The 24720-nt window shown below is 73.6% G+C and carries 18 protein-coding genes, 1 tRNA gene and 1 pseudogene; 19 read left to right on the top strand and 1 reads right to left on the bottom strand.

The features are described 5' to 3' along the window. Positions 1-11 precede the first annotated feature (11 nt). The 18 genes and pseudogenes from M5362_RS14940 (at position 12) to M5362_RS14855 (ending at position 23506) form a co-directional block, all read left to right on the top strand. Positions 12-3182 carry a hypothetical protein gene (locus tag M5362_RS14940; protein WP_260227987.1) on the top strand — a complete coding sequence of 1057 codons (3171 nt, stop codon included), beginning with the start codon at positions 12-14 and terminating at the stop codon, positions 3180-3182. After that, positions 3179-3817: pseudogene (locus M5362_RS14935) on the top strand (DUF4255 domain-containing protein); the annotation flags it as partial. The gene M5362_RS14940 and the pseudogene M5362_RS14935, both read left to right, overlap by 4 nt. A 248-nt stretch (positions 3818-4065) precedes the next feature. Beyond that, positions 4066-6246, top strand: coding sequence for an ATP-binding protein (locus tag M5362_RS14930; RefSeq protein ID WP_374214471.1), 2181 nt, complete (start codon positions 4066-4068; stop codon positions 6244-6246). A 191-nt stretch (positions 6247-6437) separates the two neighbouring features. After that, positions 6438-8000, top strand: a complete 1563-nt coding sequence (locus M5362_RS14925; protein ID WP_260227985.1) for a phage tail sheath family protein — start codon at positions 6438-6440, stop codon at positions 7998-8000. A 39-nt stretch (positions 8001-8039) separates the two neighbouring features. Further along, complete coding sequence (locus M5362_RS14920; RefSeq protein ID WP_260227984.1) at positions 8040-8480, top strand: phage tail protein; 441 nt, start codon at positions 8040-8042, stop codon at positions 8478-8480. Next, entirely contained in the window at positions 8477-8974 is a 498-nt protein-coding gene (locus tag M5362_RS14915) for a hypothetical protein (RefSeq protein ID WP_260227983.1), read from the top strand. The genes M5362_RS14920 and M5362_RS14915 overlap by 4 nt, the downstream gene beginning before the upstream one ends. Then, entirely contained in the window at positions 8971-9129 is a 159-nt protein-coding gene (locus tag M5362_RS14910; RefSeq protein WP_260227982.1) for a DUF6760 family protein, read from the top strand. The genes M5362_RS14915 and M5362_RS14910 overlap by 4 nt, the downstream gene beginning before the upstream one ends. Positions 9130-10738: 1609 nt before the next feature. Continuing rightward, positions 10739-12184, top strand: coding sequence for a hypothetical protein (locus M5362_RS14905; protein WP_260227981.1), 1446 nt, complete (start codon positions 10739-10741; stop codon positions 12182-12184). Between the two features lie 73 nt (positions 12185-12257). Further along, positions 12258-12683: a phage tail protein gene (locus M5362_RS14900; RefSeq protein ID WP_260227980.1), complete on the top strand. Its 426-nt coding sequence runs from the start codon at positions 12258-12260 to the stop codon at positions 12681-12683. 58 nt (positions 12684-12741) lie between these two features. Continuing rightward, positions 12742-13461: a LysM peptidoglycan-binding domain-containing protein gene (locus M5362_RS14895; RefSeq protein WP_260227979.1), complete on the top strand. Its 720-nt coding sequence runs from the start codon at positions 12742-12744 to the stop codon at positions 13459-13461. Continuing rightward, a complete protein-coding gene (locus M5362_RS14890) occupies positions 13458-15236 on the top strand; it encodes a VgrG-related protein (RefSeq protein ID WP_260227978.1) in 1779 nt (592 codons plus the stop codon). Before M5362_RS14895 ends, M5362_RS14890 begins: the two co-directional genes overlap by 4 nt. A gap of 128 nt (positions 15237-15364) precedes the next feature. Beyond that, positions 15365-15676 carry a PAAR domain-containing protein gene (locus M5362_RS14885; RefSeq protein WP_260227977.1) on the top strand — a complete coding sequence of 104 codons (312 nt, stop codon included), beginning with the start codon at positions 15365-15367 and terminating at the stop codon, positions 15674-15676. Next, positions 15673-16095, top strand: coding sequence for a GPW/gp25 family protein (locus M5362_RS14880; RefSeq protein WP_260227976.1), 423 nt, complete (start codon positions 15673-15675; stop codon positions 16093-16095). The genes M5362_RS14885 and M5362_RS14880 overlap by 4 nt, the downstream gene beginning before the upstream one ends. Continuing rightward, complete coding sequence (locus M5362_RS14875) at positions 16095-18059, top strand: putative baseplate assembly protein (RefSeq protein WP_260227975.1); 1965 nt, start codon at positions 16095-16097, stop codon at positions 18057-18059. The genes M5362_RS14880 and M5362_RS14875 overlap by 1 nt, the downstream gene beginning before the upstream one ends. After that, positions 18056-18628 carry a phage tail protein gene (locus tag M5362_RS14870; protein ID WP_260227974.1) on the top strand — a complete coding sequence of 191 codons (573 nt, stop codon included), beginning with the start codon at positions 18056-18058 and terminating at the stop codon, positions 18626-18628. The genes M5362_RS14875 and M5362_RS14870 overlap by 4 nt, the downstream gene beginning before the upstream one ends. Positions 18629-18896: 268 nt before the next feature. Continuing rightward, on the top strand, positions 18897-19664 hold the full coding sequence (locus M5362_RS14865; protein ID WP_308354875.1) for a zinc ribbon domain-containing protein: 768 nt from the start codon (positions 18897-18899) through the stop codon (positions 19662-19664). A 135-nt stretch (positions 19665-19799) separates the two neighbouring features. After that, a complete protein-coding gene (locus tag M5362_RS14860) occupies positions 19800-21152 on the top strand; it encodes a DUF4157 domain-containing protein (RefSeq protein ID WP_260227972.1) in 1353 nt (450 codons plus the stop codon). A 179-nt stretch (positions 21153-21331) separates the two neighbouring features. Beyond that, the gene (locus tag M5362_RS14855; protein ID WP_260227971.1) at positions 21332-23506 is read left to right on the top strand and encodes a hypothetical protein; all 2175 of its coding nucleotides are present in this window, start codon (positions 21332-21334) and stop codon (positions 23504-23506) included. 306 nt (positions 23507-23812) lie between these two features. Here M5362_RS14855 and M5362_RS14850 read toward each other — a convergent pair. Then, positions 23813-23884, bottom strand: a tRNA-Arg gene (locus M5362_RS14850). Between the two features lie 49 nt (positions 23885-23933). Between M5362_RS14850 and M5362_RS14845 the strand changes: the two genes are divergently transcribed. Further along, a complete protein-coding gene (locus M5362_RS14845) occupies positions 23934-24641 on the top strand; it encodes a response regulator (RefSeq protein WP_374214466.1) in 708 nt (235 codons plus the stop codon). Positions 24642-24720: the final 79 nt, after the last annotated feature.

The following is a 24720-nucleotide window of genomic DNA, read 5'->3' as shown; positions in this document are numbered from 1 at the left end:
GCGAGGTGGACGTGACCGGCACCCCCGGCCCGGCAGGCCGTACCCGGCTGGGCAGACTGGCCGTCGCCGTGGCGCTCACGGTCCCCCTGCTCGGGGTGGGCCCGCAGCCCGCCGCTCCACCCGCCGCCGCGCCGCTCCGCGCGGCGGCGGCCGCCGCGGACGGCACCGGCCGCATCGCCTTCGCGGGCACCGAACACCGCTCCATGGGCCGGGTCACGGCGACCGACGAGAGCGAACCACTGCTCGGCCCAGGACCGGCCCACTACGACCGGCAGTCCTCCGCCCGCGGTGACCAGCTGGTGTTCACCAGCCTCCGTGACGGTGTCCGTCCCCAGGTCTACCTGCGGGACGGCGCCGGCGGCATCCGCCGGCTGACCACCGGCCGCGACGCGGCCAACCCCGAACTCACCCCGGACGGCAAGGCCGTGGTGTTCGACTCCGCCGAGCCGGGCCCCGGCGGCACCCAGCGCGACCTGTGGATCGTCCGCACCGACGGGACCGGGGCCCGCGCCCTCACCGAGACCCCCGCGAACGAGACCGCGCCCACCGTCTCGCCGGACGGCGCCAGGATCGCGTACGTCAGCGACGCCGACCCGCTCCGCGGCCGCCAGATCCACGCCCGGCGGCTGGACGGCGGCGCGGCCGTCCGGATCAGCGACGGTCCGGCCGGGAACGCGGACGAACCGGCCTGGAACCCCGTCGACGACAGCGTCAACCGCGACCTCGTCGCCTACACCCTCACCGGCGCGCCCGGCGGCGAGCAGAGCGGCCCCCGGCTGCGCGTGACGTCCGGCCAGGGCGCCGACGGACCGCTCCTCTCCGGGGAGCAGGCCGGCTGGAAGACCCGTTCCGCCGCCTGGCAGCCGGACGGCGACACCGTCCTCTTCCTCAGTGTCAACGGGCCCTGCGGCTGCACCAACCCGTACGAGAGCGTCTACCGCGCCGTCGCCCACGCCACGAAGACGGCCGAGGTCGTCCTCGCCGAGGACCGCGCCGTCGACTCCCCGACCTGGCTCGGGCCCCCGGCCGGCGGCTCCGTCGTCGTCACCCGCACCACCGCCCAGGCCCGCAACCACGCGACCCTCCAGGACGTGCGGCCCGACGGTTCCGACCCCCGCGACCTCGGCCGCAAGGTGCTCCTGGAGGACCCCGCCGCCACCACGAACACCGACCCGGCGGCCGACCCGCTCTTCAACCCGGCCAAGGGCTTCGACCCGTGGACCGAACGGCAGAACTACACCCCCGACGGCCGGCGGATCGTCTTCACCCGCTTCGACGGCGACCCCGAGACCGGCCGGATCGAGCGGATCTGGCTCGCCGACGCCGACGGATCGAACGACGCGCCCATGCCGCTCGCCGGACGCGGACCCCGCGACTGGGACACCGACCCCACCTTCTCGCCCGACGGAAAGCTCCTCGCCTTCACCCGCACCTCGCCCGGCGGCGTCGGCGGGGCCTCGGGCCCCGGCCGCATCCTCATCGCCGACGCGGTGACAGGCGCCCTCGTCGACGAGGTGCGCCCGCCCCAGGGGCGGTCCGGCGGCGACGCCCAGCCGACCTGGTCCTCCGACGGCACGACCCTGGCCTTCACCCGCGCCCACGTCGTCGACGGCGTGGGCGGCAACAAGCACATCTGGACCGTCCCCGTGAAGGCGCTCGACCGGCAGCGGGACCTGAGCGCGCAGCTCTGCCCCGGCAGCTGCCAGGTGATCGACGACAGCCCCGCGTTCTCGCCCGACGGACAGCGGCTCGCCTTCAACCGCAAGGACGGCGGCGGCCGGGTCAACGAACGCAACGCCGTCCTCCTGACCTCCCTGACCGACGGCGCCTGCCAGGTCGTCCTGCCGGCCGGCCGGGGCGGCGACCCGGACGCCTGCCGACGGGACGTCCCCGACACGTCGGCCACCGGCCCCTTCCAGCCGCGCGACGTGGCCTGGTCCCCGGACGCGAGCCGGCTCCTGTTCAGCTCCCGCCGGGCGCTGCCGGCCAACTCCCCGGAGGCCCTGTCCACCGTCGAGCTCGCGACCGGTGCCGTCACCCCCCTGACCGCCGCCCTGCCGGGCCGTCAGAAGGAGCCCGCCTACCAGCAGTCCGTGGACCTGACGGTGACCGCGCCGCCCACCGCCGACCCCGTCACGGAGGGCGAGACCGGCTCGGTGACCGTGACCGTCACCAACCGCGGCCCGTCCGCCGCACCCGGCACCACCCTCACCGCCGCCGTACCGCCCGGCGTACGTCTCGACTCGCTGACCCCGTCGGCGGGGCGGTGCGAGCCCGGGTCCCCGCAGTGCGACCTGGGCGTCCTCGCCCCCGGCGCGAGCGTCACCGTCACCGCGCGGCTGACCGGCGTGACCCCGGGCGACCGGCCCGTCGACTGGTCCGTCGCCGGAGCCGTGGTCGACCCCAACCCCGCGGACAACACGGCACGGACCGTCGTCCCCGTCCAGGAGGACATCCCGGAACCCCCGACGCCGACCCCGCCGCCTCCCTCGCCCTCGCCGACCCCGCCGCCCGCGCCCGCGCCGCCCCCCGCCCCCGAGGCCGGGCCGGGGCTGACCATCGACGCACAGCCCGAACCGGGCTACGTCGGCGGCCGCGTGGTGGTCACCTACACCGTGCGCAACGGCCGGAACGCGCTCGCCACCGGCCTGACCCTGCGGCTCGGACTGCCGCGCGGCATCCCGGCCGGCCAGGCCCCCGCCGGGTGCACCGCCGGAGTGTGCGCCCTGGGCGACCTCGCGCCCGGAGCCTCCACCGTGGTCACGATCGTCCTCTCGCCGGACAAGGCGCTGACGGCCACCGTCACCGGCCGGCTCACCACGTCAGGCACCGACGCAGACCGGGCCGACAACACGGCCCGCGAGCGGATACGGATCCTCCAGCCGACGATCCTGGCCGTACCCGCCGTGGGCAAACCGGGCTTCGTGACCTCCGTACGCGGCAAGGACTTCCCGCCCGGCACCCCCGTGACGCTCCGCTGGAAGCCCGGCATCACCGCGGCCGCCGCGCCGACCGTGCCCGGCACCGACGGGCGGTTCATCGCCCAGCTGCTGATCCTCGCCAAGGACCAGACGGGACCGCGCACCATCACCGCCTCGGGCGCCGGCTTCTCCCCGGTCACCACGCCCTTCCTGGTGGTCGGCGGCAGCATCGGCCCGCCCGACGAGGTGGCACGCCGGTGATCCACGAAGTCGACGAAGGACTGCGCCTGCTGCTCACCGAGTCCGGCCTGCCCGAGAGCGGCGTCGACCTCGTCTTCGACGCCCCCACCCGTGACTGGGCGGCCCGGCGGAACGCCCCGACGATCAGCGTCTTCCTCTACGACATCAGGGAGGACATCGCCCGGCGGCGGTCGGGAACGTCGGAGGAGTACGACGACGCCGGCATCACCGTCGCCCGCCGCACCCCGCCCCGCTGGTTCGAACTCACCTATCTCGTCACCGCCTGGACCAACCGGCCCCAGGACGAGCACCGGCTGCTCTCCGAAGTGCTCCGGTGCCTGGTCCGCTCGGACGTGCTCCCCGCCCGCCTGCACACCGGCACCCTCGCCGAACTGGGACTCACGGTGAGCATCGACGCCGCGGGCGGTGCGGCGAGCGGCCCGTCGGCCTCCGACGTGTGGTCCGCCCTCGGCGGCGAACTCAAGGCCTCGATCGGCCTGAAGGTCCTGGCACCGCTGGCCGGTGAGCGCGTCGCGACAGGGCCGCCGGTCACCGACGGCCTGGTGGTACGAACCGTCCCGTCCGCGGCCGGCACACCGACGGACCCCGGCCGTCGCCTGCGCTACGACACCGCGACCGGTGCGAGCGGCGCGGGGGAGGGTGGTCGGGGGGACGGTACGAGCGGTACGGGGCAGGGCGGCCGCTACGACACCGCGACCGGCGCGGGCCAGGGCGGTCGTGGGGGCGGTGCGACCGGCGCCGGCCAGGATGGCCGCGACGACGGTGCGACCGGCGCGGGGCAGGGCGGTCGTGGGGGCGCTGCGACTCGCCCGGAACCCGACGGCTTCGCCGCTCCGCGCGAGCGGCCCGAGCCGGGCCGCCGACGCCGGGGGCCCGCCCGGTGATCCAGGACGACGTACGTACACCGCCCGACGCCGACCCGGCCGGGCTCACCCACCTCTGGGAGCGCCTGGCCCGTGTCGAGCTGCGGGTACGCGACGCGGTGGCGGCGCGGCGCGCGACCGATCCGGACCCCGGCGACCCGTACCGGGGCCAGTACCTCACCCCGGAAGGCGCGGAGCTGATCCTGCGGGCCCCCGCAGCCTTCTTCCCCGGCCCCGTGGACGGGGAGGACGGCGACCTGCCGGCGCCCGGATCCCGGCTGCGGCGGCTCGCCGACGACTTCGGACTCCTGCCGCTGGACGTCGAGTTGCTGCTCGTCGCCCTGGCCCCCGACGTCGACGCCCGCTTCGAGGCGCTCTACGGCTACCTCAACGACGACCTCACCCGGCGCCGCCCGACGACCGGTCTGGCGCTCGGCCTGTGCGGGGTGCCCGTGGCGGGCCCCGGACGGTTCCGCCTCGCCACCACCGCCCCCCTGGTGAGCGGCGGACTTCTGGAGATCACGGAACCCGAACGCCCCCTGCTCTCGCGCACCCTGCGCGTCCCCGACCGGGTCGGCGCCCATCTCCTCGGCGACGACGAGCCGGACGCCCGGCTGGCCGGCCTGGTCGGGAAGGGCGCGGGCAGCCCGATGCCGTACGAGGGCACGGTGCTGCGCGTCGCGGCGGCGGCCACCACCGGCAGCGGACCGGTCCATCTCCGGGACAGGGGAGGCGATGCGGCCCGGGTCGCCGTCGACGCCCTCACGGCCGTGGGCCGACGCCCCCTGGTCGTCGACGTCGCGGCGCTCACCACGGACTCCGGCATGGCGGGGGTGCCGTCCGTCCTGGCGACCGAGGCCAGGCTGTGCGGGGGCGGCATCGTCGTCGGCCCGCTCGAAGCGCTCGAACCCGAACGCCCGGAGCGCGCCCGCTGGTTGCGCGACCTGTGCGGCGTGGCGGCCGGTGTCCCGCTGATCACGTACGGCACGAAGAACTGGGACCCGCTGTGGTCCCGGCACAGCCCGGTCCCGTTCACCGTCGGCCCGCCCACCACCGGGCGCAGGGCCGCCCAGTGGCACCGGGCCCTCACCGAGGCGACGGGCGCGGTGCCCACGGTGACAGTGCCGAACGCAGGCGCGGTGACCACGGCGACAGGGACCGCGGTGACAGGGCCGGGCGCAGGGGCGCCCGCCGACGACGAGCTCGGCGCGGCCGTCGCCACGTACCGGCTCGACGCCGAGCAGGTGCGCAAGGCCGCCGCGGTCGCCGTCCGGACCGCGGCGGCGGAGCGGCGCCCCGTCGGCCCGCAGGATCTGCGGGCCGCCGTGCGCGCACAGAACGGCGCCGGCCTCGAACGGCTCGCCCGGCGCATCGAACCCGCCGTCGGCTGGGACGACCTCGTCCTGCCCGGCCCCACCCACCGCCAGCTCGGCGAACTCGCCCTGCGCGCACGCCACCGCGACCAGGTTCTCGGACAGTGGCGGATGCGGCCCGGCGGCGGACGGGGGCGCGGAGTGATCGCCCTGTTCGCGGGCGAGTCCGGCACCGGCAAGACGATGTCGGCGGAGGTGGTCGCCGCCGAACTGGGCATGGAGCTCTACGTGGTGGACCTCTCCACCGTCGTGGACAAGTACATCGGTGAGACGGAGAAGAACCTGGAGCGGATCTTCGTCGAGGCCTCGGAGGTGAACGGCGTCCTCCTCTTCGACGAGGCCGACGCGATCTTCGGGAAGCGCTCCGAGGTGAAGGACGCCCACGACCGCCACGCCAACGTCGAGTCGGCGTACCTCCTGCAACGCATGGAGTCCTTCGACGGCATCGCGATCCTCACCACCAACCTCCGGGCCAACCTGGACGAGGCGTTCACCCGGCGGCTCGACGTGATCGCGGAGTTCCCGATGCCCGACGCCCGACAGCGGCTCGCCCTCTGGGACCGCTGCCTGGGCTCCGAACTGCCGCGTGACGACAGCCTCGACCTGGCGTTCTGCGCGGACCGCTTCGAGCTGGCGGGCGGCTCGATCCGCGCCTGCGCGGTCACCGCGGCCTACCTCGCGGCCGAGGCGGGGCGGCCGCTCGGGATGGCGCAGGTCGTCTCCGCCGTCCTGCGGGAGTACCGCAAGCTCGGCCGGCTGGTGCTGGAGAGCGAGTTCGGCCCCTGGTTGAAGAGCGAAGAGAGCCTGGCCGCTTCGGTCCCTGGCTGAAGAGCGAAGAGGCCCTGACCGCCGGCTGACGTACGGCCCGAGGTCCCCTTCCGAGGGTGCCGGACCGGCCTGCGAAGCCTGCCCGTTCAGGCAGCGGTGTTGCCCTGCGCCGAGGACCCGCGGACCTATGACCAGGCACGTCCCGGCGGTGAGACTCGGCGGAGAACCAGTGGCCACCTGAAGGAGCGAGTATGCCGTCGTACCTCACCCCGGGCGTCTATGTGGAAGAGGTGCAGTCCGGTGCGCGGCCGATCGAAGGAGTGGGCACCGCGGTCGCCGCCTTCGTCGGTTTCGCCGAGACGGGGCCCTTCCACCGGCCGACGCTGGTGACCAACTGGGACCAGTACGTGCAGACCTTCGGCGGCTTCACCGCCGGTACCTACCTCGCCCACGCGGTCTACGGCTACTTCGCCAACGGCGGCGGCACGGCGTACGTCGTACGGGTCGGAGGCCCGGCCGAGGACGCCGAGCAGGCCGACGGCGCGGGGCCCGCCGCCGTCAGCCAGGCGCCCGCGCCCACCGCGATCGGCGGCTTCCTCGTCTCGGCCCTCCCCGGCGCCGGACCCGACGTCTCGGTGGAGGTCGCCGACGCGGACGGCGAGAACCCGCCGGAGGACCGCTTCAAGCTGCTGGTCCGCCAGAACGGCAAGGTGGTGGAGACGTACGACGTCTCCGTACGCAAGAACGTCAAGGGCTACCTGGTCAACCAGGTCCGCGACTCCAAGCTCGTCGCGGTCGCCGAGCAGCCCGGCGCGGCGCAGACCCGGCCCGAGAAGCAGACCTTCACCCTGGCGGCGCCGCCGGCCCCCGCGCCGGCCGGCCGGACCGCGGGCGGCGTCGCGCGGCTCGACCCCAACGAGTACGTGGGCGACGCCTCCGCCCGTACCGGCTTCGCCGGTCTGGAGGCCATCGACGAGATCACGATGGTCGCCGTGCCGGACCTGATGAGCGCGCACCAGCGCGGCGACATCGACGCCGAGGGTGTCAGGACCGTCCAGCTCGCGGTCATCTCCCACTGCGAGCAGATGGGCGACCGGGTCGCGATCCTGGACACCCCGCCCGGCATGAACGCCCAGCGGGTCCGCACCTGGCGCAACGACGAGGCCGGCTACGACTCCCGCCACGCGACGCTCTACTACCCGTGGATCTCGGTCTTCGACCCGGCCGGCGGCCGCAACACGACGGTGCCGCCCAGTGGCCACGTCGCGGGCGTGTGGGCGCGCAGCGACAACGAGCGCGGTGTGCACAAGGCCCCGGCGAACGAGGTCATCCGCGGCGCCGTCGACCTGGACATCCGGCTCAGCAAGGGGGAGCAGGACCTGCTCAACCCGATCGGCGTGAACTGCGTACGGGCCTTCCCCGGCCGCGGCATCCGCATCTGGGGCGCACGCACCCTGTCGTCGGACCCGGCCTGGCGCTACCTCAACGTCCGCCGGCTCTTCAACTACCTGGAGGAGTCGATCCTGCTGGGCACCCAGTGGGTGGTCTTCGAGCCGAACGACGACCGGCTGTGGTCCAGCATCCGGCGCAACGTCACCGCCTTCCTCACCGAGGAGTGGCGCAGGGGCGCCCTCTTCGGCCGTACGGCGGCGGAGGCGTTCTACGTCAAGTGCGACCGGGAGAACAACCCGCAGGAGTCGATCGACCTCGGCCAGGTGGTCTGCGAGATCGGCGTGGCGCCGGTCAAGCCCGCCGAGTTCGTGGTCTTCCGGCTGGCCCAGTTCTCCGACAGCACCAGCCTCGTCAACGAGTAAACGAGCAGTTCACATACCGGGAAAAGGTGACAAGCAGTCATGGCAGAGGGCGACGCTCTTTCCACCCACGTCTTCGGCGTCCAGCTGGGCGGCTATCTCGTCGAGTCCATCCAAGAGGTCAGTGGCATGACCGTCGAGGAGGAGGTCGTCGAGGTCCGTCAGGTGACCGCCGAGGGCAAGCAGATCATCCGGAAGCAGCCCGGCGCGCGGCAGGCCGGCGAGGTGACGATCACCCGCGGCCTGGACAAGAGCAGCGAGTTCACCAACTGGATCAAGGAGACGCTCAACAACGGAGCGGTCGACACCGCACGCCAGAACCTCACCATCGAGATCAAGGACTCGACCGGCGAGACGGTCCGCCGCATCCAGCTGATGCAGGGCTGGGCGAGCAAGTGGGAAGGCCCCGCGCTCAAGGCGGGCGAGTCCAGCGCCGCCACCGAGACGGTGACCATCACCTTCGAGGAGATCGTGGTCGAATGAGGCGCAGGACGGTCACTTCGGGCGGCCTGGAGGAACTCCTCGACACGGCCGCGCCGTCGGCACCGGCTCCGGGGACGGCTGCCACGCCGGCCCCGGCGGCGGCCCGGGCGGGCCGACGCGACGAACTGCGGACGGAGTTCGAGTTCGAGCTGCCCCGCGGGTACGTCGACGACGACGGCACGGTCCACCGCACCGGCTCCATGCGGCTGGCCACCGCCCGGGACGAACTGCGCCCCCAGATCGACCTGCGCGTGAAGGAGAACCCGGCGTACCTGAGCGTGGTGCTGCTCAGCCAGGTGATCACCCAGCTGGGCACGATCACCGACATCCACGCCGGGGTCGTCGAGCGCATGTACGCCACCGACGTCGCCTTCCTCCAGGACTTCTACCGGCGGATCAACAGCGAGGGCCACACGCACGCCGCGGTGACCTGCCCGCACTGCCACGACTCCTTCGAGGTGGACCTCTCCGGCGGGCGCCTGGGGGAATCGTGACGTACGCCCTTCCCCGGCTGCGGGAGGAGATCGCGTACGTCGCCTACCACTTCCACTGGCAGCGTGAGGAGATCCTCGACCTCACCCACGCCGAGCGGCAGCAGTGGGTGAGGGAGATAGCACGGATCAACACACGGGTGAACGAAGGCGGGTGACGGCATGGTGTTCTGGGAGAGGTTCCGGCGGGACGGCGCACCGGGGTCCGCCGCGCCCGAGCGGGAGGGCGTGCGGGGACCCGATCCGGCAGCCCCCGCGCTTCCCGAGTGGGACGGAGGCTGGCGCGAGGCCGCGCCGCAGCCGCCCCTCACCGTCGCGCGTTCGGCTCTCGCCGTGAGCGACGGGCTGCGGTTCCGCTCGGGTCTCGCCGCGTGGCAGAACCCGACGCTCACGGCAGGGTTGGGCCACGGCCTCCTGCCGTCGGCACCCGCGGGCCTGATCCACGGAGTCGCCCGCCCGTCAGGCCGCGCCACGGAGACGCCCGGGGGCGGCGGCCCCCTGCTGCTCCGAGCGGTACGCCCGGAGCCCGACCCCGAGCCGGAACAGCCCGCGGGGGAGTCCGCGGGGGCCGGGCACACGGTCCAGCGGGCAGGGCGCCGTACGGCGTCGACGCCCGCACGCACCGGCACGAGCCGCCTCCCGGGTCCCCCGGCCGGGCCGGACGCCTCGGATCCGCTGGTGGTGTCCCGGCGTACGGACTCGACGGTGGTGGCGCCGGGGGAGGCACCAGGGCCAGGGACCTCGGGTTCGCGGGTGGTGCCCCGGAGTACCGCCGCAGGGCCCAAGGCGCCTTCGGTGCCCGAACCGGACCCGGTCCCCGGAGCGGGCGGCAGCGATTCCACCGCCGCACCCGCACCCGCACCCGCACCCGCACCCGCAACCGATCCGTCGACCGTGCCCCGGTCCACGGACCCGGCGGCGTTTGCCGGTCGGTCCGACGGCGGCGCGCCCGCCGTCGCGCCCGAGGCGGCCTCGGGGCCCGAGAGCTCCGACCCGTTGGTGGTGTCCCGGCGGACGCGGGCAACGGAACCCGAACCGTCCCTGCCGTCCGCCCCCGACCGGCGGCCCGCCGACGGGACGCGGAACGCACCCGCCGTGCAGCGCGCGGTGCCGACGGGACCGCAGAAGCCCGCCACGACGCCCCCTTCCACCACCGCCGTCACGCGTGCGGCAGCCGATCCCTCCACAGCACACCCCCTGTTGGGAACCGGACCCACCGCTCCCCGGCCGGCCACGGACCTGCCCCCGGCGACGCCCGATTCCACCGTCCTTCGCCGTACGGAGACGGAGGCCGGGGCGCCCGCTACGAGCGGGCCCGCCGTGCTGCCCGTCGTGGGAGCGCGCCCCCAGGCCCCCGACGCGTCCCCCACCGCCCCCACCCCCGAATCGTCCGCCACCCCCCGGCGGACGCGGCCGGCTCCGGTCCGGCCGCGCCCGGTCGGCGCCCCGTTGGTCGTGGCCAGGCGCCCGGCGATGCCACCGCGTGTGGTCGCCGCGGTACCGCCGCGAGCACCGGCCGCGGCCGCCGACCGGGCGACACCGCCGCCCCCGGGCGGGACACCCGTACGGGACGAGTCGGCAACGGACCGCGCCGACCGCCCGTCGGCTCGCCCGCGCACCGGAGTACGCCCCGGTCTGGGCGCACCCCTAGGTGAACTGCCCTCCACCGCACGGCAGGCGGCCCCCGCGCCGGCTCCCCTCAACGCGGCAGGCGGAGAACCCCTCCCCGTCATGCGGCGCGCGACGGGCTCCGAAGGGCCGCCGGAGGTGACGAAGCCCACCGCACGCACCGGTCTCGGGGCCCCGCTGCGAGCCCTGCCCCCCACGGCGACCCCGACCCCGCCCCGGACTCCGACCCCGACCCCGCCCCGGACCCCGACCGCGACCTCGACCCCGGCGTCGGCCACGCCGCTGCTCGGCGCGGCTCCGTCCGTACAGCGCGGCGCCGTTCCCCCGGCGGCGGACCGGATACCGTCACCGCGGCCGTCCACCTCCGCGACCACGGACGCAGGCACCCCCTCGCCACGGCAGACCGCCCCCCGGCAGCCGCAGCCCCCGGCACAGCCGCAGCCGCTCGTCACGGTGGCGCGTGCGGCGGGCGCGATGACGGGCCCCGGCGCGTCCGAGGGCCGCGCCGACGCCGGTTCCGGCCCGGCCGGTGGGCCGTTCCGGGCCACCCCCGACCAGCGTTCGCGCGGCCTGCTCGCCGAACGTCCGCTCGGCGTCAGCACCGGAGCCGCCGAAGGGTTCTCCGCGCCCGCCGGGCCGGCCGCCGGGAACTCCCGCCCCGTGGTGGCCGCCACCTGGCGCCGCGACCCCCCGTCGGTCGGCACGTCCACCCCCGCCGTCCAGCGCGCCCGGGCACCGCACTCGACCCCGGACCCGACGCCGCCTCCCCGTAGGGGGCTGCTCGCCCGCATGCGCCCGGCGACGTACGGCTCCGCGCCCGCGGACCCCGCCCCGACCCTCGCCCGCGCGGCCCTGGACGACAGCGGTACCGTGCGTTCCGCGCCCCCCGGGAGGTCCGGGTCCGCCCCGCCCACACCCCAGCCGCCCACGGCTCCAGCCTCGTCCCAGGCCCAGGCCCAGGCCCAGGCTCCGGGTGCGGCCTCGTTCCAGGCCCAGGCCCAGGCCTCGTCGTCGGCCTTGGCACAGCGATCGGTAGTCCGGGCCTCGTCGTCGGCCGTGGCACGGCGATCGGTTCCGTCCCCGGCCACCCCCGTCGTACGTCCGGATCCGTCGCCCGCGCGACCGGCGGGTGGCGGTCCCGGGGCCATGGCTCCCGTACAGCGTCTGTCGGTGCCGACCCCCCTGCCCATGCCCCTCACCACCGGCACCGCCACTGGCACCGGGCTCGCGCCTCAGCCCCCCTCTCCGCCCGCACCGCGGACGACGCCCGGCAGTCGGCTCCAGGCCAAGGCCGTGCAGCGGATGGCTGACGCGGGGCTTCACGGTGTTCCGGTCACCCCGGTCGTCGCCCGCACCCCAGCAGGCACCTCAGCAGACACCCCGGCGCCCGGCCCGACCTCCGCCCACGCCCCCGGATCCGCGTCGAGACCGGCGTCGGCCGCCGCCCCACCCGGGCCCACGCCACGCGGGGCCGAACTCGAAGAGCTGGCCCGGCATCTGCTGGACCCGGTCGCCCGCCTGCTACGGGCCGAGATGCGCAGAGGCCGGGAACGCACCGGGCGCCCCCACGACGGCCGCCGCTGACTCCCGCCCCGCCCCCGCCCCGCCCCACACGTAACCGAACCCCGCAGAACCCGCCCCCTGGGCAAGGAGAGAGATGACGGACAGCATCGTCGCGACGAGCGTGTTCTTCCGGCTCGCGATCGGCGGCAACGACCTGGGTGCGTTCCACACGTGCTCGGGGCTGGGGGCCGAGGTGGAGATCCAGCAGTACGCCGAGGGCGGCAACAACGGCTTCGCCTGGCAGCTCCCGGGGCGCATCACGTGGTCGAACATCACCCTGACCAGGCCGGTGACCGAGGACACGGCCAAGATCGCGCGCTGGCTCGACGAGATCGTCCAGCGCGTCGAGCCCAAGGACGGCGAGATCGTCGCGCTCAGGCCAGACCTCAGCCGCATCGTCAGCTGGCAGGTCCTCGGCATCGTCCCCGTGCGCTGGCAGGGGCCGTCCTTCGATCCGGCGAACTCCCAGGCCGCGATCGAGACGCTGGAGATCGCCCACGAGGGCCTCCGCCCGTCCTGAGGACCGGACACGCCCCGGCCGGCGACGAACAACAGCAACGACAGGACGGAGGTACGACATGGCACCGGCACGCGCGAGCCGCGCCCGAGCCCAACTGACCATCATGGAGCCGCCCGCGAAGGTCGGCGCCAAGCCGGGCGGCACCCTCGCCCGGTTGAAGCTCCAGTTCAACCCGGCGACGCTGACCCTGGGCAAGACCACCGAGTGGCGGCGCACGCCCTCGCGGATGGCCGGGCAGTCCGCCCTGCCCGAGTTCGTCGGCAGCGGCCCGCGCTCGCTCTCCCTGGAGGTCTTCCTGGACGCGACCGCCACCCACGACAACTCCGTGGAGCAGGCGGTGCAGCAGCTGATGGTGGCCTGCGTGCCCACCAGCGCCAGCCTGGCCCGCAAGACACCCGCCAGCCCGTGGGTGCGCTTCGAGTGGGGCACGTCGAAGACGACCTCGTTCGACGGCGTGCTCTCCAACCTGTCCGTCAACTACAGCCTGTTCGACGTCGACGGGAAGCCGCTGCGCGCCACCTGCTCGCTCTCGATCGAGGAGGCGAGCGTCGATCCGCCGGGGCAGAACCCGACGTCGGGCTCGCGCGAGGCACGCCGGACGCACCGCGTGGTCGCGGGCGACAGCCTGCCGCTCCTGGCCTGGCGGGAGTACGGCGACGCCACCGCCTGGCGCGCCATCGCCGAGGCGAACGGCATCGACGATCCCATGGTGCTCGTCCCCGGTACCGAACTGGTCGTCCCGGGCACCGAGGACGGGACACCGGAGGAAGGACCATGAACTCCACCGAGGAGAGAGGCGGCCGCTCGTTCGCGGCGGACCCGATCGTCGAGGCCCCCGCCGAGCTGCCACCCGCCTGGGTCGCGCAGCTGGTGAGCTGCGAGGTCGACGAGAACGTCGGCCTGCCCGACACCGCCCTGCTGACCTACCGCGACCCGAACCACGAACTGCTCACCGCCACCGGCATCACCATCGGCACTCCGCTGAAGATCTCGGTGATGACGGCCCAGGGGCGCGGCAGGGAGCGGCTGTTCACCGGCGAGGTAACGGCCGTGGAGCTGGACACCGACACCACCGGGTCGTTCACGGTCGTACGGGCGTACTCCAAGGCGCACCGGCTCCAGCGGGGGCGCAAGGTCGTCGCGTACCGCAACATGACCACCGCGGACATCGTCCGCAAGGTCGCCGCCGGCGCCGGCCTGGCCTGCGGGAAGATCGACGCCGCGCCCGTGACGCACCAGCAGCTGTCCCAGGCCAACGTCTCGGACTGGGAGTTCCTGCAGTACCTCGCGGGAGAGAGCGGTGCCCAGGTGCGGATCGACGAGAAGGGCCTGCTCCAGTTCGTCCGGCCGACGCCCGCCGCGTCGGCTCCGGCGCCCTCCACCCCGTCCACCCGCAGCCCGATGGTCCTGGAGTACGGCCGTAACCTGCTGGCCCTGCGCGCCGTGCTGACGGGGGCCGACGGGGCGGGCAGCGTGGAGGTGCGCGGCTGGAACGTGACCACCAAGACCCCCTTGGTGGCGCGTCGGCCGTCCGTCCGCAGCACCACGGTGACACCGGGCATGAGCCCGTCGGTGGCCGGCGCCTTCGGCGCGTCGGCGCGGGTGACCGTGGCCGACACCCCGTACCGCACCCAGGCGGAGACGACGGCCGTGGCCGGTTCGGTCGCCGCGTCGGTGAGCGCCGGGTTCGGCGAGATCGAGGCCGTCGCCGAGGGCAACCCCAAGCTGCGGGCGGGCCGGCCCATCGCCCTCGGCAACGTCGGTCCGGCGTTCTCCGGGCGCTACACGGCGACCGCCGTCCACCACGTCCTGGAGCCGCAGCTCGGCTACCGCACCACCGTGCTCGTCAGCTCCTCGCCCGACCGCTCCCTCACCGGCCTTGCCACGGGCGCCAACGCGCCCTCGCGCGGGCCCCGGATGCCGGGCCTCGCGATCGGCGTGGTCACCGACATCCGCGAGACGGGGGGCGGCCAGCGCGGCTGGGTACGGCTGAAGTTCCCCTGGCTCGACGCCGCGTACGTGACGGACTGGGTACGGACCGTCCAGTGGGGCGGTCAGGGCGGCGGAGGCGTCTTCAGCCCGGAGGTCAACGACGAGGTGCTCGTCGGGTTCGAGCAGGGTCTGCTGGACAGTCCGTACGTGCTCGGCGGCCTCTACAACGGGGTCGACAAGCCCTCACCGCACGACGTGCCGCTCGTCGACGCGACCAGCGGCAAGGTCAACCGCCGTTCCCTGGTGTCCCGTTCGGGCAACCGGATCGAACTGCTCGACACCGCGCGCGGCCCGTCGGGGGTGCGGCTCGCCAGTGGCAACAAGCGGCTGGAGGTGAGGCTCGACGAGCGCCGCAACCAGATCGAGCTCACGGTCCTCGGGCCGGGTGGGAGACGCCCGCTGAGCTCCGTGACGCTGACTCCGAGGGGCATCACGCTCGACGCGGGGACGGGGACGATCGACCTCAACGGCCGGTCGGTGAACATCAACGGCAAGACGGGGGTCACGGTCGACGGCGGGCTGCTGGCGACGATCAAGGCAAGGATGATCCGCCTCAACTGACCGGACCACCCTCTCCGGGCCCACCCACCCCAGCACGGGCGGAACCACCCCCGGGCCCACCCACCCCAGCACGGGGCGGAACCGCCCCCGGCCCCACCCACCCCACCACCGCAGCAAGGAGAACCCCCATGCCCCCCGCAGCACGCGTCGGAGACCCCACGGCCCACGGCGGTCTCGTCGCCACCCCGCCGCCCGGCGCCGTCATGGTCCCCACCGTGCTCATCGGCGGCAAGCCGGCCGCCGTGACCGGGAGTCTGCACACCTGCGCGGCACACGCTTACCTCGGCCCGGCCAACGTGATCATGCCGAACCCGCGCGCCGCCGTGACCGGGGCCGTACTGATCGGCGGGCTGCCCGCCGCCTGCGTACGGGACCAGACGGCCTGCGGGGCGCAGATCGTGGCCGGCGCTCCGAACGTCCTGATCGGAGGGCCGGTGTGAGCGAGCGGTTCATCGGCCGGGGCTGGGGCTTCCCGCTCCGGGTCGGCCCCACCGGGGGCATCGGGATGGTGGAGCGCGACCGGGAGATCGAGGAGGCGATCCGGCTGGTCCTCGGCACGGCGCCGGGCGAGCGCCCGATGCGCCCCGAGTTCGGCTGCGGGATCCACGACTACGTCTTCGCGCCCGGTGACGGCGCCACCGCGGGACGCGTCGCCCACGAGGTGCGTACGGCACTGGAACGCTGGGAGCCGCGCATCCAGGTCGACGATGTCGTGGTCGCCTTCGACTCCGTGGACGACGGCACCCTCTACATCGACGTCCGCTACACCGTGCGGTCCACCAACGACCTGCGCAACCTCGTCTTCCCGTTCTACTCCATCCCCTCCACCGAGGGCACCGACGAGGCAGGAGTGCGCTGATGGCGCTGCCCTCACCCAACCTGGACGACCGGCGCTTCCAGCAGCTCGTCGACGAGGCGAAGCGCTATGTGCAGCAGCGCTCCCCGGAATGGACCGACCACAACGTGTCGGACCCCGGGGTCACCCTCATCGAGACCTTCGCCTACATGGTCGACCAGCTGCTCTACCGGCTGAACCGGGTGCCGGACAAGAACTACTCCGCCTTCCTCGACCTGCTGGGCGTCCAGCTCTTCCCGCCCGCCGCCGCGACCGCCGACGTCGACTTCTGGCTCTCCGCCCCCCAGCCCGACACCGTGACGCTGCGGGCCGGCGTCGAAGTGGCCACCGTACGCAGCGAGACGGAGGAGGCGGTGGTGTTCGGCACCGCCGTGGACCTGCCGATCGTGCCCAGCTCCCTGACGCGGCTGGTCACCGCGCCGGCCGGTGGCGAACAGACGGACCGCACGACCGCGCTCGGCGAGGGCCGGGACATCCCCTGCTTCCAGGCCGATCCGGCGCCCGGCGACGCGATGCTCTTCGGTCTGCCGACCGCCGTGCCGCGCTGCATCGTCGCTGTACGGCTCGACAGCCGTGTCGAGGGGGTCGGGGTCGACCCGCGCCAGCCGCCGCTCGTGTGGGAGGCCTGGGACGGCGCGAGGTGGGTCGTCTGCGAGACCGGTTCCGACACCACGGGAGGGCTCAACAGGCCCGGCGAGATCATCCTGTACGTACCGGCGGGGCACACGGCGTCGGTGGTCGCGGGCACGCGGGCCGGCTGGCTGCGCTGCCGTGTCACCGCCCCGGAGGCAGGCCAGCCCTTCTACTCCGAGTCGCCGACCGTCCGCGAGGCCGAGGTGTTCACCGTCGGCGGCACGGTGACGGTCGAGCACGCGGAAGCCGTGTACGACACCCTGCTGGGCGTCTCCGACGGCGTGGCGGGCCAGCGCTTCCGTCTTCCCCGGCCGCCGCTGCTGCTCGACGGCGAACCGCCGGTGGTGGAGGTCTCCTCCGCCGAGGGCTGGCAGACCTGGACGGCCGTGGAGCACTTCGGCGACTCGTCGCCGGGCGACCGGCACGTCGTCGTGGACGCCACCTCCGGCGAGTTCGCCTTCCCGCCCGCGCTGCGGGAGCCGGACGGCACCCTGCGCACGTACGGTGCGGTGCCCGACAAGGGCGCTCAGGTGCGGGTCCCGCGCCACCGCACGGGCGGCGGAGCCGCGGGCAACGTGGCACGCGGCGCGATCTCGGTCCTGCGCAGCTCCGTCCCGTACATCGCCCGCGTCGAGAACCGCGAGGCGGCGCGCGGCGGGGTCGACGGCGAGAGCGTGGAGAACGCCAAGGCGAGGGCCCCGCACGTGCTGCGGGTGCGGGACCGGGCCGTCACCGCGGAGGACTACGAGATCATCGCCCGCCAGGCGGCCCCCTCGGTGAAGCGCGTGCGCTGCCTGCCCGCGGTCGCGGGCGAGGGGGGCGCGGTACGGGTCCTGATCGTGCCGGACGCGGTCGCGGACGAGGGGGACGACCGGCTCCGGTTCGAGCAGCTGATCCCCTCCGGCCAGGTGCTCTCCGCGATCACCGAACGGCTGGACGAGCGACGGCTGGTCGGCACCCGTCTCGTGGTGGAACCGCCCGCGTACCAAGGCGTCACGGTGGTCGCCCGGCTGGTCGCCGACGCCCAGGACGTGGACCGGGTACGGGAGGCGGCGCTGGCCGCGCTGTTCCGCCACCTCAACCCGCTGCACGGCGGAACCGACGGCACCGGCTGGGCGTTCGGCCGGCCCGTCCAGTACGGAGAGGTCTTCGCCGTCCTCCAACGCGCGGCCCGGACCGCGCTGGTGGAGGAACTCCGGCTGTTCCCGGCCGACCCGGTCACCGGGCGCCGGGGCGCTCCCGCCGAGCGGATCGACGTCGCGCGGGGCGCCCTGGTCTTCTCCTACCAGCACCAGGTGGTGGTCACCGCCGGGGACCTGGGAGGCGCGTCGTGACCAGAGCCGCGGTCCCCGGACTCCCGAGCCGCCATCCGATCGGCGGCCTGCTCCCGGCCCTCTACGCGGACGACGACCTCGCGCAGCGGTTCACGGCGGGCCTGGACACGGTACTGGCCCCGGTGCTGTCCACCCTGGACAACCTCCCGGCGTACTTCGACCCGGCGCTCACGCCGCCGGACTTCCTGCGCTGGCTCTCCTCCTGGCTCGGCGTCGACCTGGACCCGGGCTGGCCCGAGGAGTTGAGCAGGACCGTCGTCGTACGGGCGATGGAACTGCACCGATGGCGCGGCACCCGCCACGGTCTCGCCGAACGCCTGCGGCTCTGCCTCGGGGTGGAGGCGGAGATCGTCGACGGCGGGGGAGCGGCCTGGTCGGCGACGCCGGGCTCGGAACTGCCCGGGGCACCGACGGGAGAACTGCTGGTACGGGTCTGGCCGCTGCGGACGGCGGCGGTGGACGCGCGGCAGGTGCTCGACGTCGTCAGGGCGTGCTGCCCGGCCCACCTCACCTGCCGGGTGGAGATACTCACGGGCCCACCGGGGCCGCCGGAAGACGGAGGCAGCTGACGTGATGCGCTCATGCCCGGACTGCGGGGCGGCGAACGGCGGGACGGACGACTTCTGCGGGAACTGCGGGGCGTACCTGGGCTGGTCACAGGAGCCGGAGGCGCCGCCGCCCGCGGAACAGGAACAGGAACAGGAACAGGAACAGGAACCGCCCCCGAGGGCGAACCCGGCACGGACGACGGCGCCGACGGAACCGCCGCCGGCCCCACCAGCAACTCCCCCCGTAACTCCACCGGAACCGGCAACTCCACCGGAACTGGTAGGAGCGGTGCAACCGGCGAAACCGGTGGCGCGGCGGCCGACGGTACGACCTGCCGCGAGGGACGAGCCGCAGGAAGGCCCGCCCTGCCCGTCCTGCGGGACACCGAACGCCCCGGAGCGCCGCTTCTGCCGTCGCTGCGCGGCGCGGCTCCAGGCGGCCGAGCCGGTGGCGGCGCTGCCGTGGTGGCGCACGGTGTGGCCGTTCCGCCGCAGAGTGAGGGGAGGGGGCTCGGGCCGATGGCTGCGCCGCACGGTACTGACCGTCCTCCTACTGTCGCTGGTGGCGGCGGGCTTCCTCCTCCTGCCGGCGGGACGTTTCGTCTACGAGGACGTGAGGGACAAGCTCGGCAAGGCGTCGCCGATCAGCCCGGTGTCCGTGGCGGCCGGTACCGAGGTGCCGCGCCATCAGCCGGCCCTGGTCACGGACGGTCTGAGCAACACGTACTGGGGGACGCCGGAGGTCGGCGATTCGGTGTCGTTCACGTTCCGCCGGCCGTTCCGGCTGGTGGACGTCGTGGTGCACACCGGGGTCTCCAAGAAGGCGGAGGACTTCCGCGGGCAGGCCCGGCCGGTGCGCATGGACCTCGTGGTGACGGCGGAGGACGGAACCGTACGCACGAAGGCGCTCACCCTGGCCGACAAACCGGGCCCGCAGACGATCCAGACGGGCTACAGCGACGTGGTGTCCGTGCGGCTGGTGATCCGTGAGGCGGCGGGCCTGACGCCGGGCCGTCATGTGGCGCTGGCGGAGGTCGAGTTCTTCAGGAGGAGCTGAGAGTGCCCTCGCGGCCGGTCGACTCTGCCCTCGTGTACCTGGCGTCGGCGCGGTCGCCCGGCGTATGCAGGACGAGGACGTAGGTAGGACGTACGTAGGACGTACGGCTCCGATTCTCCGACGAAGGAAGCGCCTGTGCAGGACCACGCGAAGGTCAGGTCGAACGCCACCGAGGACACCCGGGCGACGGTCCGCAGACCGGTGTCCGCGCCACCGGCGCAGGCCTCGGGGCTCCTCGCGCTGCAGGCCACGGTGGGGAACGCGGCGGTCGTGCAGCGGATCCGGGAGACGCACCGGCACGGGGCGGGGTGCGGCCACGAGGCGGAGGAGGCGCCGGTTCAGCGCTCGGCGGTCCACGACGTGCTGCGGGCCAACGGCAGGCCGCTGGACGGCAGTACGCGGGCGGACATGGAGAGCCGGCTGGGCGCCGACTTCTCCGACGTCCGCATCCACGACGACAGCGCGGCGAAGGCATCGGCGGCCGAGGTGGGCGCTCGCGCGTACACGAGCGGGAACCACGTGGTGATCGGGGAGGGCGGAGCCGACAGGCACACGCTGGCCCATGAACTCACCCACGTGATCCAGCAACGCCAGGGCCCGGTGGCGGGCACGGACAACGGTGCCGGTCTGAGGGTCTCCGACCCGTCGGACCGCTTCGAGCGGGAGGCGGAGAGCAACGCGCGCCGGGCCATGAGCGGAGCGGCGCCGAAGACCGAACACGCGGAGGCGGCGGGTCGAGCGGACCAGGGGACCGTCCAGCAGTCGATCCAGCGCTGGGCCGCGCAGGCCGACCAGAACCAGCAGCACATGACGGTCTCGGCGAACGGCGTCTTCGCCGTCCCGAGCGACGACGCCTCGTCGATCTGGATCCGTGTCAGCGCCCCCTCCGGCTCCTTCTCCCCGGCCCTGCGGGCGACGAGCACGGCACAGCAGGCCCTCTTCGGCGGCACGGAGATGTACCAGGAGTACGAACTGGCGCGGAACATCCTGGACGACTGCCTCCACACGGCGGAGGAGATCATGCACAACGCCGTGGGAGAACTGGCCGACGGGGCGAACAGCAACGTACGCACGAGCGCCGGGCTCAAGGCCTTCGGCATGTCGGACGAGCAGAACCGCGAACGGGCGGGCGACTTCCAGGGCGCGACGGACCGCGATGCCAGCCCGGTGGTCGGCCAGTCCTACCTCATGCTCGCCATGAACCCGGGGGAGCAGATCATGTCGCAGTACCACGCGGCCGCGGTGGTGGGCATGGACGGCCAGGACACGGTGACGATGGAAGCCTTCGCCGGCAGCGGCCAGCAGGCCGCGAACCCGATGACGTACACGATCGGCACGGTGGCCTCCTTCCACGACTACTGGACGGGCGCGTACTACACCCCGAACTACCCCGGGGTCACGATGAAGACGGTGGTCCTGGTCAAACGCGGCAAGGGCCGCCGAGTGGCCCCCGGCTCGGAACAACCGGCGAACCCCAACGTGGCGTAACACAGACCGCTGAGGGACCTCGAGCAGCCGGGCCAGGTGTGGAGGAAGAGGCGACGGTCCGCGTACGCCTCGGCGTACAACCATTCGATCGCCGCACGGGTCTGTCGGGTGTGGCGTTCTCCGCCGCACCCGCCCCGTCAGTCCCTCCGCGTGATCCGTCCCTCGAAGGAAGAGGAAGCGTGACCCACCGCACCTCCAGGCGCCGTCTGACCGCCACGGCCCTCGCCGTCACCACCGTCACGGCCGTCACCGGCACGCTCCTCGCGGCACCGACGGCGCTGGCGTCCCCCGCCGCGCTCCCGCCCGCCGCCGTGCAGCAGTCCGCCGCCGACGTGGTCGCCCCGTTTCCCCTGGACGCGACGGTCGTCAGCGCCGGTCCCACCGGCTATCTCACGCACGTCTGGCCGTCGTCCCACACCTGGACGCGGTACGCCGACGGCGCAGTCACCGAGCTGCCGACGAACGACTCGACGAACTATTCGGGGGCCGCCGAGAGCGACATCGTCGTGGCGACCGAGGGAACCCGCCATCTCGTTCGCGACATGGCGAAGGGCGGCGATCCGGTCGTCATCGACAGCCCTTACACCCTCCTCCGCGCCAACGGTTCGACGCTCGTGATGCGCGACAAGGCCACCAAGGAGCTCCACCTCGTCAGCAGGGCACCGGGCGGCGAGGTCGTCGACCGCAAGGTGACCGGTCTCACCCCGACGGAGTACACCACCGTCTTCCCCACCGCGCCGGGCACGCTCGCCGTCCAGACGTTGACACACAACCCGCTCACCTACCGCCTCGCCCTGGTCGACGTCGCCACGGCCACCGTCGTCGAGACGTACGCCCTCCCCGACTACGCCCGCAGCGTGCAGGTCTCGCCGGATCACCTCGTCTGGTCGGTCGACCACGGCAGGTCCGAGCTGGTGGACCGGAAGACCCAGAAGAAGCAGTCCCTCCCGTACACCGGGCAGCTCGCCCTGGGCGGCGACTGGCTGGCGATCACGGGCACCACCAAGCTCGACGGCGTCACGTACCCCGACAAGCCGGTCCTCCTCCGATCGCTCAAGGACGGCCGTACGGTCCCGCTGCTCGACTACGCGGACGGTGTGACACCGACTCCCGACGGCTCACTGCTCGTGGGCGGCGGCACGTTCGCGAAGGGCCTGGGACTCTTCCGCCTCTCCTTGGACGCGAAGGGCACTCCGGTGGCGGCCATGGTCGGGGACAGCGACCAGCGCCTGGAGCTCACTCTGGAGTCGCTGTCCGTACCGAGCGTGTACCGCTTCCCCGGCTACGGCGACGGCGCCGCGGAGCTGGTGACCTACGCGCCCAACCACGGCTCGGCGAGCGTGAGCATGGAGGTGACCCACACCGCCACCGGCCGTAAGGGGATCGTCTACGACCACATGTACGAGTGGGTCCATTGGAAGGGAGACCTTGCCAATGTGCTCCGCGCCTACAACGGCGACTACACCTGGAAGCTGACCGCGAAGTCGAAGTACGGCGTCGGTCCGGACGTCGTCAGGACCGGCACCCTCACCGTGGACCGCGGCACCGCGCCGCGCGACTTCACCGACAACGAATCGCCCGACGTGCTCGTCCGTGACAGCGCCGGCAAGCTCGCCGCGTACGACGTCCGCCAGCTGCGGGGCATGGTCGACACCGGTTGCCACGAGGAGTTCTGCGACCCGGTCGTCCGCACGCCGGACGCGGACGTCCTCGGCACCGGCTGGAACACGTACACCCTGATGGCGTCCCCGGGGAACCTGGCAGGCACGGTCGCGCACGACGTGGTCGGCCGCGACCGTGACGGCGTGCTCTGGCTGCACCAGAGCGACAAGCAGAAGCTCCTGCCCCGCATGAGGATCGGCGGCGGCTGGAACATCTACAACAAGCTCGTCGGCGGTTCCGACCTCAACGGCGACGGCCGTGGTGACCTCCTCGCCACCGACACCGCCGGCACCCTCTGGCTCTACACCTCCACCGGCAACGCCAAGTCCCCCTTCAACGCCCGCAAGAAGATCGGCGGCGGCTGGGGCGTCTACAACCTCCTCACCGCCCCCGGCGACATCGCCGGAGCCCCCGGCGGCGACCTCCTGGCGAGGGACACGTCCGGCACGCTCTGGCTCTACCTGGGCAAGGGCGACGGCACCTTCACCGCGCGCCGCAAGATCGGCGGCGGCTGGCAGAAGTACACCCACATAGCCCCGGCCGGCACGGACCTCTCGGGCAGGGCCGACCTCTACGCAATCGGCCCCTCCGGCTCGGCCCAGTACAGCTCCACAGGCGACCCCACCCGCCCCTTCGCCCGGGCCTACGCACTACCCCTGCGCAGCGACTCCACGTTCAAGACCGTCTTCTAGGGACAACCCCAAGGAGCCGGACCCAGGAAGGCTGGGTCCGGCTCCGCTCCCGTCGGGGCCTGCGCTCGCGGCGCCCAGCGAAACTGCAGGCAGTCGAGCGCGACACGGGACACGGAGCTGGTGGCCGGACACCCGGATCACCGCGTGCTGCCCCGTGGCGAGCGGACCTCAACTCTCCGTCGGTACGCGCCTGATCAGTGAGACATGACATAGGCCGCCTCCGAGCGGCACACACCTGCACAACGCAAAAGACCCCGTCCTCAGCGTCAACGCTGGTGGCGGGGTCTTTGGGCACTTCCTGCGAAGTGCCCCCGGCAGGATTCGAACCTGCGCACACGGCTCCGGAGGCCGTTGCTCTATCCCCTGAGCTACGGGGGCGTCCGCCGCGTTCAGCGGCGACGGGTAGAACCCTACCAGCATCCGAGCCATGCCTGTGAACAGGTATTTCCGTCGAGTCACCGACCCCGCGTTCCCCCTCACGGGTCGGAAGTGGGCAAAACCCGGACGCAGCCACTTCCGGCGACCTACTCTCGTTCGTGTGTCAGGCATGTCCGGTCGGGTGCTCGTTGTCGATGACAACCGGGTGATCCGGCAGTTGATCAGGGTCAATCTCGAGCTTGAGGGCTTCGAGGTCGTGACCGCGGCCGATGGTGCCGAGTGTCTGGATGTCGTGCATCAGGTCCGGCCTGATGTCGTCACCCTTGACGTCGTCATGCCCCGGTTGGACGGATTGCGTACCGCCGAGAGACTGCGGTCCGATCCGCGGACCAGCCATCTGCCCGTCGCCATCGTCAGCGGCTGCACGCAGCACGAGATGGACAGCGGCGTCGCCGTCGGTGTCGACGCGTTCCTCGCCAAGCCCTTCGAACCCGCCGAGCTCGTACGCGTCGTACGCCAGCTCATGCACCGCGACGGGCGGGAGCCCGGGCAGCGGCGTGGCGGACAGGAGGGGCCGTCGGGGGCCGACGGCAGACGCGACGACAGACATGGCGACAGGCCCGGCCACAGACCTGGCGACAGCGCTGGCGGCGGTGGCGGCGGACCCGACGCCGCCCATGACAGCCCGCCCGAAGGCCCCCGTGACGGCACCCACGACGGAAGGCGCGGGGTCGGGCACGCCGGTACGCGTCCCTAAGTGGGCCCGAGCCTCGCCGCGCCCACCCTGCCCCCGGTGACCGCATCGCGAAACCGGTTCGCGTTCCCACCCCCCTTCT

This window comes from Streptomyces sp. Je 1-79, from assembly GCF_025195125.1.
Classification (GTDB): Bacteria; Actinomycetota; Actinomycetes; order Streptomycetales; family Streptomycetaceae; genus Streptomyces.
This window is presented reverse-complemented; position numbering and strand designations above follow the sequence as displayed.